The organism is Acetobacter tropicalis, assembly GCF_030644465.1.
Classification (GTDB): Bacteria; Pseudomonadota; Alphaproteobacteria; order Acetobacterales; family Acetobacteraceae; genus Acetobacter; species Acetobacter tropicalis.
In genome coordinates, this window is the sequence record NZ_JAUYUW010000001.1 from 3184209 (window position 1) to 3196841 (window position 12633).

12 protein-coding genes are annotated in these 12633 nt (G+C 55.5%); all 12 read left to right on the forward strand.

Annotated features, from left to right (window positions below; translation table 11 throughout):
- The first annotated feature begins 11 nt into the window (after positions 1 to 11).
- Genes QWU00_RS14415 through nuoN form a run of 12 tightly spaced genes read left to right on the forward strand, consistent with a single transcriptional unit; the run spans position 12 to position 12629 of the window.
- Positions 12 to 575, forward strand: coding sequence for a NuoB/complex I 20 kDa subunit family protein (locus QWU00_RS14415; protein ID WP_035380847.1), 564 nt, complete (start codon positions 12 to 14; stop codon positions 573 to 575).
- Positions 568 to 1230 (forward strand): NADH-quinone oxidoreductase subunit C, encoded by a 663-nt coding sequence (locus QWU00_RS14420; protein WP_052051400.1) that lies wholly within the window; start codon positions 568 to 570, stop codon positions 1228 to 1230. Before QWU00_RS14415 ends, QWU00_RS14420 begins: the two co-directional genes overlap by 8 nt.
- A 5-nt stretch (positions 1231 to 1235) precedes the next feature.
- Positions 1236 to 2510 carry an NADH-quinone oxidoreductase subunit D gene (locus tag QWU00_RS14425; protein WP_375600761.1) on the forward strand — a complete coding sequence of 425 codons (1275 nt, stop codon included), beginning with the start codon at positions 1236 to 1238 and terminating at the stop codon, positions 2508 to 2510.
- Positions 2507 to 3148, forward strand: a complete 642-nt coding sequence (locus QWU00_RS14430; protein WP_035380844.1) for a complex I 24 kDa subunit family protein — start codon at positions 2507 to 2509, stop codon at positions 3146 to 3148. The genes QWU00_RS14425 and QWU00_RS14430 overlap by 4 nt, the downstream gene beginning before the upstream one ends.
- An 11-nt stretch (positions 3149 to 3159) precedes the next feature.
- Entirely contained in the window at positions 3160 to 4488 is a 1329-nt protein-coding gene (gene nuoF / locus QWU00_RS14435) for an NADH-quinone oxidoreductase subunit NuoF (RefSeq protein ID WP_035380843.1), read from the forward strand.
- A gap of 5 nt (positions 4489 to 4493) precedes the next feature.
- The gene (nuoG, locus tag QWU00_RS14440; RefSeq protein WP_035380841.1) at positions 4494 to 6575 is read left to right on the forward strand and encodes an NADH-quinone oxidoreductase subunit NuoG; all 2082 of its coding nucleotides are present in this window, start codon (positions 4494 to 4496) and stop codon (positions 6573 to 6575) included.
- 6 nt (positions 6576 to 6581) lie between these two features.
- Positions 6582 to 7610 carry an NADH-quinone oxidoreductase subunit NuoH gene (gene nuoH / locus QWU00_RS14445; protein ID WP_035380839.1) on the forward strand — a complete coding sequence of 343 codons (1029 nt, stop codon included), beginning with the start codon at positions 6582 to 6584 and terminating at the stop codon, positions 7608 to 7610.
- A complete protein-coding gene (gene nuoI / locus QWU00_RS14450; protein ID WP_006558247.1) occupies positions 7610 to 8098 on the forward strand; it encodes an NADH-quinone oxidoreductase subunit NuoI in 489 nt (162 codons plus the stop codon). Before nuoH ends, nuoI begins: the two co-directional genes overlap by 1 nt.
- Positions 8099 to 8134: 36 nt before the next feature.
- Positions 8135 to 8848, forward strand: coding sequence for an NADH-quinone oxidoreductase subunit J (locus QWU00_RS14455; RefSeq protein ID WP_035380837.1), 714 nt, complete (start codon positions 8135 to 8137; stop codon positions 8846 to 8848).
- Positions 8845 to 9168, forward strand: coding sequence for an NADH-quinone oxidoreductase subunit NuoK (nuoK, locus tag QWU00_RS14460; RefSeq protein ID WP_006558249.1), 324 nt, complete (start codon positions 8845 to 8847; stop codon positions 9166 to 9168). The genes QWU00_RS14455 and nuoK overlap by 4 nt, the downstream gene beginning before the upstream one ends.
- 8 nt (positions 9169 to 9176) lie before the next feature.
- Entirely contained in the window at positions 9177 to 11117 is a 1941-nt protein-coding gene (gene nuoL / locus QWU00_RS14465) for an NADH-quinone oxidoreductase subunit L (protein WP_035381046.1), read from the forward strand.
- Positions 11118 to 11177: 60 nt separating this feature from the next.
- Positions 11178 to 12629, forward strand: coding sequence for an NADH-quinone oxidoreductase subunit NuoN (nuoN, locus tag QWU00_RS14470; RefSeq protein WP_035380834.1), 1452 nt, complete (start codon positions 11178 to 11180; stop codon positions 12627 to 12629).
- The last annotated feature ends 4 nt before the right edge of the window (positions 12630 to 12633 follow it).

Consider the following 12633-nt stretch of genomic DNA (forward strand, 5'->3'; position numbering starts at 1 on the left):
GGAAAGCGCCTATGTCTACGAATTCACAAGAAGATGCTGTTCTCTGGAACAGGGAGGCTCTGCCGCCGGGGCCTGAGCAGGATGCCGTTGTGCGCGGCATTACGGGCGCCATAGCCGAGAAAGGCTTTGTGGTTGCCAATCTGGACAAGCTGGTAAACTGGGGGCGTACAGGTAGTCTGTGGCCCATGTCTTTCGGGTTGGCGTGCTGCGCCGTGGAAATGATCCATGCGTACATGCCCCGATACGATCTGGACCGTATGGGGGTTATTCCTCGCGGTTCTCCGCGTCAGTCTGATGTCATGATTGTTGCAGGCACGCTGACCAACAAGATGGCGCCTGTGCTGCGCCGTTTGTATGAGCAGATGGCAGAACCCCGCTGGGTTATCTCCATGGGCTCCTGCGCCAATGGTGGGGGGTATTACCACTATTCCTATTCCGTGGTGCGCGGCTGTGACCGCATTGTGCCGGTTGATGTGTACGTGCCCGGCTGTCCGCCCACTGCAGAAGCGTTGATTTACGGCATCATGCTTTTGCAGAAGAAAATTCGCCGCACGGGGACCATTCTTCGTGGCTGAGCTTCCTGTTAATCCACAGCAGAACCGCCTGCAGGGGCAAGTGGGCTCCATGGCGTTTACGCTTGCCACGTCTCTGCCTGGCATTCATTCGGCCGCGGTTGAAAAGGGCGAACTGGTGGTGCGTACAGTGCGTGACCAGCTTCTCCCGCTCATGACGTTGCTTCGTGATGATCCTCGGTATCGTTTTGAACAGTTGATGGATCTGTGCGGTGTTGATTTCCCGGGAAGGGAAGAGCGGTTTGAGGTCGTGTATAACCTTCTTTCCGTCTCCCATAACCACCGCATCCGCGTGATTGTCACAACAGATGAGACAACGCCGGTTCCGTCCGTGCATCACCTCTGGCCGTGCGCCACGTGGTGGGAACGTGAATGTTATGATCTGTTTGGCGTTCTCTTTTCCGGGCAGCCGGATTTGCGCCGGATTTTGACTGACATCGGTTTTGAAGGCTTCCCGTTGCGCAAGGATTTCCCGCTGACGGGTTACGAAGAAGTCCGATACGATGTTGAGCTGCGCAAGGTTGTGAAAGAACCCGTTTCCCTGACACAGGATTTCCGGGATTTTGATTTTGTTTCTCCGTGGGAAGGGATGCTGACCCTGCCCGGAGACGAAAAGGCGCATGAAGTCAGGCAAGGTATCAAGAGGTCCCGCGGATGACCGATATGAAACAGCCCCGTGCCGTGGATGTTGAAGAAACATTCCTGAAAAACGATATTCCTGAAAGCCTTTTGCCTGAACAGAAGCTTCAGGAAACTGAACGGCGAACAGTTGAAATTGATTCCCATGCCCTGAATTTCGGGCCTCAGCATCCATCAGCTCATGGTGTGTTGCGTCTTGTGCTGGAAATGGAAGGCGAGGTTGTGGCGCGGGCCGTGCCCCATATCGGCCTTTTGCATCGTGGCACGGAAAAGCTGATAGAATACAAAACCTATCATAAGGCGCTGCCGTATTTTGACCGGCTGGATTACGTTTCTCCCATGTGTGAGGAGCAGGCGTTTGCGCTGGCCACGGAAAAGCTTCTGGGCATAGACATTCCTGAACGGGCTAAATGGCTGCGGGTTATGTTTGCGGAAATTACCCGTATTTTAAATCATATCCTCAATATTACCGCCATGGGGCTGGACTGCGGAGCGGTAACGCCCGCTTTGTGGGGATATGAGGAACGGGAAAAACTGTTGGAGTTTTATGAAGCAGCGTCTGGTGCGCGGTTTCATGCCAACTATTTTCGCCCCGGCGGTGTGGCGCGCGATATTCCAGCTGAATTGGAAGATCGGATTGGCGCGTGGGCCAAGGAATTTCCGGCGTGGATTGATGATCTTGAAGGTCTGCTGACGGAAAACCGTATCTGGAAACAGCGTACGGTTGGCATTGGCATTTTCACAACCGAGCAGGCTCTGGCATGGGGGTTCAGTGGCCCGTGCCTTCGGGCTTCCGGTGTGCCGTGGGATCTTCGGCGCAGTCAGCCGTATGACAATTACCACAAAGTTGACTTCAAGGTGCCTGTTACCCGGCAGGGCGACTGCTATGATCGGTATCTCGTGCGCATGGAAGAAATGCGCGAGAGTGTGAAGATTATCGAACAGTGCCTGGCGCAGATTCAGCCCGGAGATGTGAAAGTGCAGGACCCAAAGTTCACGCCGCCACGGCGTGCAGACATGAAGCGGTCCATGGAAGCACTGATCCATCACTTCAAGCTGTTCAGTGAAGGGTATCATGTGCCGCCGGGAGCCACTTATACAGCCGTTGAAAGCCCGAAGGGTGAATTTGGCGTGTATCTTGTGGCAGACGGCAGCAACCGCCCGTATCGCTGCAAAATACGGCCTACGGGTTTTTCCCATTTGCAGGCCATAGATGAACTGTCACGCCGGGCCATGCTGGCAGATATGGTGGCGGTCATTGGCTCTCTTGATCTTGTGTTTGGGGAGGTGGACCGTTGAACACCCCATGGAAACCGGCAGAGCAGCCGGACAAATTTTCATTTGATGCAGCATCTGAAGCGGAAATCGCAAAAGTGCTCGTCAAATATCCGGAAGCGCGTAAGGCCAGTGCCGTCATGCCCATGCTTTATATTGCCCAGCGGCAGATGGGACGGGAAACCGGGAGTGCATGGGTGCCTGTTGCCGCCATGGATGAAATTGCGCGGCGGTTGGACATGGCGCCCATCCGTGTGTACGAGGTCGCATCCTTTTATACCATGTTCAATACGCGCCCGATCGGGCGGTATCATCTTCAGGTTTGCACGACGACATCCTGCTGGCTTCGAGGCTCAGATGATGTTGTGCATGCCTGCAAAAAAGCAGCCGGCGTCGGTGGCTTTGGTGAGACAAGCGAAGATGGTCTGTTCACACTAACGCAGGTTGAATGTCTGGGAGCATGCGCCAACGCTCCCATTCTGCAGGTGGATGATGATTTCTATGAAGATATGGATGGTCCGCGCACGGAAGCCCTGATTGCAGCGCTCCGTGCAGGAGAAAGACCTCCGGCAGGACCGACCGTAAACCGGTGCGGGTCCGCCCCCGAAGGGGGACGCAAGACCCTGCTTGTAACGCCGGAAGCGGCGTCTGAAAACCAATAGGAGAGACGGCCATGTTGCAGGACAAAGACCGGATCTTCACCAATCTTTATGGTCAGGATGATTGGAAGCTGGAGGGAGCCCGCAAGCGCGGAGACTGGGATAATACGGCAGCTATCCTCGCCAAGGGGCGGGATGGTGTTGTGGCGGAAATGAAAGCGTCCGGTCTGCGCGGGCGTGGCGGGGCAGGCTTCCCCACCGGGCTGAAATGGTCCTTCATGCCCAAGCAGTCAGACGGTCGGCCACATTATCTGGTGATTAACGGCGATGAATCCGAACCGGGCACATGCAAGGACCGCGAAGTCATGCGGCATGAGCCGCATAAGCTGATTGAAAGTGCGCTGATTGCTTCGTTCGCCATGGGGGCCCATGCCGCTTATATCTACATTCGCGGTGAGTTCTTTCGTGAAGCCGAACATCTCCAGTATGCAGTCGATGAAGCTTACGCGGCCGGGTTGCTTGGAAAAAATGCAGCCGGGGCCGGATGGGATTTTGATTTCTACATTCATCGTGGCGCAGGGGCTTATATCTGCGGGGAAGAAACAGCCCTGCTGGAAAGCCTGGAAGGCAAAAAAGGCCAGCCACGTATGAAACCGCCTTTCCCTGCCGGGGTAGGGTTGTATGGCTGCCCGACCACGGTGAACAACGTGGAAAGTATTTCAGTTGCCTCTACGATCATGCGGCGTGGGGCAAGCTGGTTTGCCGGGCTTGGGCGGCCCAATAATGCGGGTAGCAAACTCATGGCAATTTCCGGTCATGTGAATACGCCCTGCGTGTTTGAAGAAGAACTTGGCGTTCCGTTGAAGGACATTATTGAAAAGCATGGCGGTGGCGTAAGGGGCGGATGGGATAATCTGCTGGCCGTTATTCCCGGTGGCTGCTCCGTTCCGGTCCTGCCGAAATCCATCTGCGAAACAGTGTTGATGGATTATGACAGTTTACGCGCTGAGCGCTCTGGTCTGGGGACAGCGTGCATGATTGTCATGGATAAATCGACAGACATTATTGAAGCTATCGCCCGCTTCTCCCGCTTTTTCAAACATGAAAGCTGCGGACAGTGCACACCGTGCCGCGAAGGTACCGGGTGGATGATGCGCATGATGGACCGGATGGTGCAGGGGCGTGCCGAGCTTGAAGAAATTGATCTGCTTGAGCAGGTCACGCGGCAGGTAGAAGGGCATACCATCTGCGCGCTGGGTGATGCGGCGGCATGGCCTATTCAGGGGCTGATCCGCCATTTTCGCCCTGAAATGGAAGCCCGTATTCGTCAGTACAAAGCCGCACTTGGCGGAACCGGTCTGGTGCAGGTGCCCGCGCACGGCATGCCAGTGGCAGCGGAGTAAAAGCCATGGTGAGGGTTATTGTTGATGGAACGCCGGTTGATGTTGCTCCCGGTTCTTCCGCTCTTCAGGCGTGTGAAGCCGCAGGGAAGGAAATTCCCCGCTTCTGCTATCATGAACGTCTTTCCGTAGCAGGTAACTGCCGTATGTGCCTCGTGCAGGTTGTGCGTGCGCCAAAGCCAGTTGCATCCTGTGGTTTTCCGGTTTCGGAAGGAATGGAAATTCTTACGGATACGGATGTGGTGCGCCGCGCCCGTCGGGCCGTAATGGAATTCCTGCTGATCAATCATCCGCTTGATTGCCCGATCTGTGATCAGGGTGGTGAATGTGATTTGCAGGACCAAGCCTATGGTTACGGCACCGGTATCTCCCGCTACCATGAAGACAAGCGCGCGGTAACGGACAAGAACCTCGGTCCGTTGGTGAAAACGGTAATGACGCGCTGCATTCAATGCACACGGTGCGTTCGTTTCACAACGGAAGTGGCGGGCACTCCTGAACTTGGCATGGTGTCGCGCGGTGAAAACGCGGAAATTACCACCTATGTGGAAAAGGCCCTGACATCCGAGCTTTCAGGTAATCTGATTGATATCTGTCCTGTTGGTGCGCTGACAGCCAAACCCACGGCGTTTCATGCACGGTCCTGGGAATACAAAAAGACGGACAGCATTGATGTGCTGGATGCGCTGGGTACCAACATTCAGGTTCAGGCGCGCGGCGGCGAAGTAATGCGCATTGTGCCCCGTGTGAATGATGAAGTGAATGAAGAATGGCTGTCAGACAAGGCCCGTTTTTCAGTTGATGGTCTGAAGCGTCGGCGGCTTGATAAGCCGTGGGTGCGAGTGCATGGCAAACTTCATGCAGCCTCATGGCAGGATGCTTTTGTCTCTCTGGCTCGCAGGCTGGATGGTGTGTCCGGAGACAGGATTGGTGCAGTAGCCGGTGATCTGTGTGACGCAGAAAGCCTGTGCGCTTTAAAAGATCTTATGTCTGCACTGGGGTCTTCCAACATAGACTGCCGTCAGGATGGAGCATGGTATGATACCAGTGCCCGTGAAGGCTATCTGTTCAATAGTGATATTGTCGGAATTGATGAGGCAGATGCACTTCTGATTGTGGGCTCAGTGCCTCGGCATGAAGCGCCTGTGCTGAACGCCCGTATCCGCAAGCGGTTTCTGCGGGCAGGGCGTGGCGGCTTCCCGATTGCGATGATCGGCGCATCCTCCGCTGACCCGACTTATGATGTCACCTTCCTTGGGGATGGGCCGGATGTTCTGACTTCTCTGCTTGATGGTAGCATTCCTTTTGCAGAAACACTGAAGTCAGCAAAGCGCCCCATGATCATTCTGGGGCATGGCGCGCTGACGCGGCGGGATGCTCAGGCGGTTTATGAAGCCTGTCGCACCCTGGCGGAACAGAGCGGTGCTATTGCGGATGGATGGAACGGGTTCAACATTCTGCACACCGCGGCTTCTCGAGTAGGGGCGCTTGATCTTGGTTTTCTGCCGGGGCCACGTGGTCTGGCCGCAGCCAATATGCTGCGGGGCGGAGTGGATGTTCTCTGGCTGATGGGTGCCGACGAATTCCCGATCGATAAAATCGCTCCCGAGACATTTGTGGTCTATCAGGGACACCACGGAGACGCTGCTGCCGCCCGTGCTGACATTATCCTGCCAGGGGCGGCTTATACCGAAAAACCGGGCACGTATGTCAATATGGCAGGGCGTGTTCAACGGGCATTCCGTGCGGTGTTCCCTCCGGGTGATGCACGGGAAGATTGGCGTATTATTCGGGCCTTTTCAGAAGTGGTCGGGCACACATTGCCGTATGACACACTAGAGGCTTTGCGCGCCAGAATGGTGGAGGTGAACCCCGTGTTTGCGTCCATTGGTTCTGTGGCGACACCACAGGCCCGCCTTCCGGCACAGGCCGAAGGGACTGCACAAAAAACAACAGCCGAGTTCAGTGCTGGTGCGTTCCGTCCGGCTATTGATGGTTATTACCAGACAAACCCCATAAGCCGGGCTAGCCCGACCATGGCGGAATGTTCGCGCATTTACGCACCAGTGCGCGCAGTGGCGGCGGAGTAAGGGCTGATGGCGCAGTTTTTTTATCATACGCTGATAGGCCAGATTATTCTGATGGTTCTGGAAACGCTGGCCGTTCTGGTTCCGCTGCTGATTGGTGTAGCGTACCTCACATTGATGGAACGCAAGGTGATGGCCGCAATGCAGATGCGGCGCGGCCCGAACGTGAATGGTCTTTTTGGGCTGCTTCAGGCTTTTGCTGATGCCATCAAGATGATTTTCAAGGAAACGGTTATTCCCGCAGGTGCCAATCGGGCGCTGTTTCTATTTGCACCGTTTCTAACATTCTCTCTGGCCATGCTGGCGTGGGCGGTTATTCCCACGGGGAATGGTCTGGCCGTTGCGAATATCAATGTTGGTATTCTGTATCTGCTGGCTATTTCTTCATTGGGTGTTTACGGTATGCTCATTGCCGGGTGGGCGTCCAATTCAAAATACGCCTTTCTCGGTGGTCTGCGGTCCGCAGCGCAGATGGTCTCCTACGAAGTGTCGATCGGGCTTGTCATCGTCTCCGTTCTGTTGGCGGTGGGCAGCCTGAACCTGAACGACATTGTGCTGGCGCAACGGCATGTGTGGTTCTGCCTGCCCATGTTCCCGATGTTCATCGTGTTTTTTATCTCAGCGCTGGCAGAAACCAACCGGGCACCATTTGACCTTCCTGAAGGGGAAAGTGAACTGGTAGCCGGGTTCTTTGTTGAATATTCCTCGCTGGCATTTGGTCTCTTCTTCCTTGGCGAATATGCCAACATGATCCTGATGTCGGCCATGGTCAGCATTCTTTTCCTTGGCGGCTGGATGCCTCCGCTGGGTATTGCGCCGTTCACATGGGTACCTGGCCCCCTGTGGCTGATTTGCAAAATCCTGTTCTGCCTGTTCGTGTTTATCTGGGTGCGGGCCACATTCCCCCGTTATCGGTATGACCAGCTTATGCGGTTGGGCTGGAAGGTTTTCCTACCGTTCTCCCTACTGTGGATGATTGGAACCGCAGGCTTCCTTATGGCTACGGGCCTGCTGCCTCAGGCTGGAGGTGTAAACTGATGAGTGCTCTTGGAAAAACCTTCCGGTCCTTTCTGTTGGCCGAACTGGCGGCAGGCATGGCGTCCACTTTCAAGATGATGTTCAAGCCGAAAGTCACGCTGAACTATCCTTATGAAAAAGGGCCGCTGTCTCCGCGTTTTCGCGGCGAGCATGCATTGCGCCGTTATCCCAATGGGGAAGAACGCTGCATTGCCTGCAAGCTGTGCGAAGCCACATGCCCCGCTGAAGCCATTACAATTGAGGCTGAAGAACGGGACGATGGTTCCCGCCGCACCACACGCTATGACATTGACATGACCAAATGCATCTATTGCGGTCTGTGCGAGGAAGCGTGCCCGGTTGACGCCATTGTTGAAGGCCCGAACTACGAATTTGCAACCGAAACGCGTGAAGAGCTGATGTACAACAAGGACAAGCTGCTCGCGAATGGAGACCGTTGGGAGGCTCTGCTGGCCCGACGGTTGGAACTTGATGCGCCTTATCGCTGAGATGATGCAGGCCATGTCCTGGCAGGAGGTAAGCTGATGATACCGCAGCTTGTATTTTACGTTTTTGCGACGGTGCTGCTTGTATCCGCCACAATGGTTATTACGGCGCGCAACCCGGTGCATTCGGTGCTGTTTCTCATTCTCGCGTTTTTCAATGCGGCGGGCCTGTTTCTGGTAGCCGGGGCCGAATTCCTGGCGATGCTGCTGGTGATTGTCTATGTGGGCGCGGTCGCTGTTCTGTTCCTGTTTGTGGTCATGATGCTGGATATTGATTTCACGCAGATGCGGGAAGGCTTTCAGCGTCATGCCCCGATTGGCGCGTGCGTGGGCGGCATCTTGTTTGTTGAGCTCATCATGGCGCTGGGGAACTGGAAAATGACCCCCGATACGGGCATCGCCCCGCTGAGCGGCGCACCGGGCCTGACGAACACAGCCGCCTTGGGCACGTTGATTTACACCCATTATGTTCTGCTGTTCCAATCCTGCGGTCTTGTGCTGCTGGTGGCCATGATCGGGGCCATTGTGCTCACACTGCGCCAGACTAATACAGGCCGCCGTCAGGACATCAGCAAACAGCATGCACGCACACGTGAAGACACGCTGGTGCTTGTAGATCTGCCACTTGGCGAAAATGTGTTGGGTAACGGTGGTTTCCTCCGTCCCCACACATCCTATTACGAAAATGCAGTCCCCGGATCATACGGATCAGGAGGGCAGGCGGAGGCAGACAAAAGGGAGACCGGCGCATGACGCCCGCAATCGCCCCCATTGGGCTTGGCCCTTATCTGATTGTCAGCGCAGCATTGCTGGTGCTGGGTGTGTTTGGCATTTTCCTGAACCGGAAAAACGTCATCATCATCCTGATGTCCATGGAATTGATCCTGCTGTCTGCAAACCTCAATTTTGTCGCGTTTTCTTCCGCCCATGCAGATCTTTCTGGGCAGATCATGGTGCTGTTTGTGCTGACCATAGCGGCAGCGGAAGCAGCGATTGGTCTGGCTATTGTCACGGTCTATTTCCGCAACCGTGGATCCATCCAGGTTGAAGACGTTACGATGATGAAGGGATGAGCGGACTCATGCAGACCGATCTTCACCTGTTTGCCACGGCTATCCTCCTGCCTTTGGCAGGGGCGGTTGTTGCGGGGCTGGGTGGTCGCCTTTTGGGCGATGCCATGGCCAAGATTATAACCATTGGCTGCATGGGCGTTGCAGCGCTGTGTGGTGTTGGTGCTCTTTATGGCGGCTGGTCCGCCGGTTTTGCGGCGCAGACTGTGCCTTTGGCCGATTGGGTGAACGCAGGCGGTTTTCACGCCACGTGGACCCTGCGGTTTGATACACTTTCTGTGACCATGACGGCCATGGTGTTATGTGTGTCTTTGCTGGTGCATTGTTACAGCCTTGGCTACATGAGCCACGAAACCATGCCGACTTATCGGTTCTTTTCGTATCTCTCACTGTTTACCTTCGCCATGCTCATGCTGGTGTCCTCGAATGATCTCATCCAGTTGTTCTTCGGGTGGGAAGGGGTTGGTCTGGCCAGTTATCTGCTGATTGGCTACTGGTATGATCGGCCTTCCGCCACAGCAGCAGCGATCAAAGCATTTGTGGTCAACCGCGTGGCTGACCTGTTCTTCCTTGTCGGGATCGGGTTGGTGTATGTTCTGTTTCATACCGTTCAGTATGATCAGATTTTTGCGACGGTTCCTCAGGTTCTTGGTGCGTCCTATTCCCTGTTCGGTACCACGTTCAACATGATGGAAGTGATCTGCTTCCTGCTGTTTGTGGGGGCCATGGGCAAATCCGCCCAGCTTTTCCTCCATACGTGGCTGCCAGACGCCATGGAGGGCCCAACGCCAGTTTCTGCCCTTATTCATGCAGCAACAATGGTCACGGCTGGCGTGTTCCTGATGGCGCGTATGTCCCCTTTGCTGGAGTTCGCACCCGGCACGCGGATGTTTGTGATCTTCATTGGGGCCACCACCTGTTTCTTTGCCGCTACGGTCGGTATGGTGCAGCCGGATATCAAACGCACCATCGCGTATTCCACCTGTTCACAGCTTGGCTACATGTTTGCGGCTGTGGGCGTGGGGGCGTATCAGGCATCTGTTTTCCATCTGACCACGCATGCCTTTTTCAAAGCACTTCTGTTTCTTGGCGCAGGCTCTGTCATCCACGCCGTGCATGATGAGCAGAACATGTTCCGTATGGGCGGTTTGTGGAAAAAACTGCCGCTGACATACGCTGTTATGTGGATTGGTAGCCTTGCGTTGGCCGGTGTGTTTCCGTTCGCGGGATATTGGTCCAAGGATGCCATTCTGAACGCCTTGTGGGCCAGTGGCAGCAGCATGAGCCATTATGCTTGGACGCTCGGCACCATTACGGCGTTCATCACGGCTTTTTATAGCTGGCGCCTGCTGTTTCTTGTGTTCCATGGCGCACCGGCAGACGAACATGTGCGTGATGCCGCGCATGAAAGCCCTGCGGTTATGACCGTACCTCTGGTGCTGTTGGCTATTGGTGCCGTGGTGGCCGGCGTTGCTCTGGCGCCGTATTATATCGGCGCAAAGCAGGATCTGTTCTGGAACGGGGCCATTTTCAACGCGCCGGGCAATAGCATTATGGAAACATTTGAGCATGTTCCCGCGCTGATCGGCCTGTTGCCCTCCATTGCCGGGCTGGCAGGGATTGCTCTGGCCTATGTGTTCTATGTGGCGTCTCCCGCATTGCCTGCCTCCATGGCGCGGTCTTTTGGTCCGGTTTATCGGTTCCTGCTCAATAAATGGTATTTTGATGAACTCTACACAGTTATTTTTGTCCGTCCCTATGCCGCCATTGCGCGCGTGCTGTGGAAAGAGGGGGATGAAGGCGCTGTAGAAGGGCTGCCACGTGATCTGGTGCGCGCAACCGTTACGGGCGCATCGGAGGCCGTCAAACTCCAGACCGGCTCCATTGCCATTTATGCCTTCACCATGCTGGCGGGCCTTGTGGTGCTGCTGACCGTCGCCCTGTGCGGATGAGAGGTGGATGATGTCGTTTTTTTCCCTTTTTGATATCTGTAGTGAACGGAGTGCAGTGCGATGAGTGCGACCTCGGTCAACTGGGCGCTGGCTCTGCCAGAAATCACACTTGCACTTTCCGGCTTGATCATTCTGGTTGTGGGCGTGTTGCAGCGGCGGGGGGAAGGGTTCTTCCCTTGCTCCATGCTGACGGTTGCCGCTTTTGTGGGGTGTGGGTTTCTGGTGGCCCTTTCGCCCGACGGCGCGGGTTATGCCGGTACCTTTGTGAATGACAGCTTTGCACGTTTCATGAAAATTCTGGCACTGGTGGGTGGCCTTCTGGCAACTATTGTCACCGTAGGGTACCGTGGTGAGGACCGGCATGATCCGGGAGCGTTACCGTTTGAAACGCCTATCCTCATGCTGTTTTCAACCCTCGGTGCCATGATCATGGCATCCTCCGCCAATCTCATGACCTTGTTTGTCGGATTGGAACTGTCTTCTCTCTCCATCTACATTCTCTGCGCTCTGGAGCGGGACCGGGTTACGTCTTCAGAAGCCGGATTGAAATATTTTGTTCTGGGCTCCCTGGCTTCCGGGCTGCTGCTGTATGGCATGTCTCTGGTCTATGGTTACGCAGGCACCATGGAATATACGGGGCTGATTGCCGCCATCCATGCGTCAGGAACGCTGCCGCCAGGGTTGATTGTTGGCGTTGTGTTCGTGGTGGTGGGGCTGTGTTTCAAGCTTTCCGCCGTGCCCTTCCATATGTGGACGCCTGATGTCTATCAGGGGGCACCAACGCCGGTAACAGCCTATATGGCGGGTGCGCCCAAATTTGCTGCCTTTGCTCTGTTTCTGCGTGTCATGGTCGGGCCGTTTGGTGCGGTTGCGCCTCGCTGGCAGATCCTGATTGAAACCGTTTCCATGCTCTCCATGGTCTATGGGGCTTTTGCGGCCATACCGCAGACGGATATCAAGCGCCTTATGGCGTATTCCTCCATTGGTCACATGGGGTACGCCATGATGGGGCTGGCATCGGCTTCAGCAGCAGGGGTAAGGGCAACCCTGATTTATCTTGCAGCCTATCTGGTCATGAATGCAGGGGTCTTTGCCGGAATTGCCGCCATGCGTCGCAAAGGGCGTGAAGTGACGGCTATTTCCGATCTTGCCGGGTTAAGCAAGACCGACCCCGGCATGGCGGCAGCACTGGCTATCTTCATGTTCAGCATGGTCGGCGCACCGCCGCTGGCCGGGTTCTTCGGCAAGTTCATGGTGTTTGCGGCCGCGTGGCAGGCTGGCCTTTATGTGCTGGTCGTTGTAGGGGCTGTCTCCAGTATTGTGGGCGCTTACTATTACCTGCGTGTTGTAAAGGTGATGTATTTTGATGCGCCAGCGGAAGGGCTGGACCGTCCCGCACCCAGCCTGCTGTTTGTTTCAGGCGGCATGGGGCTGGCCACGGTGTTCTTCATTCTGGTTCTCGGACCACTGATGAACATGGCACAGCAGGCGGCCTTGGCTCTGGCTGGCTGAAGGA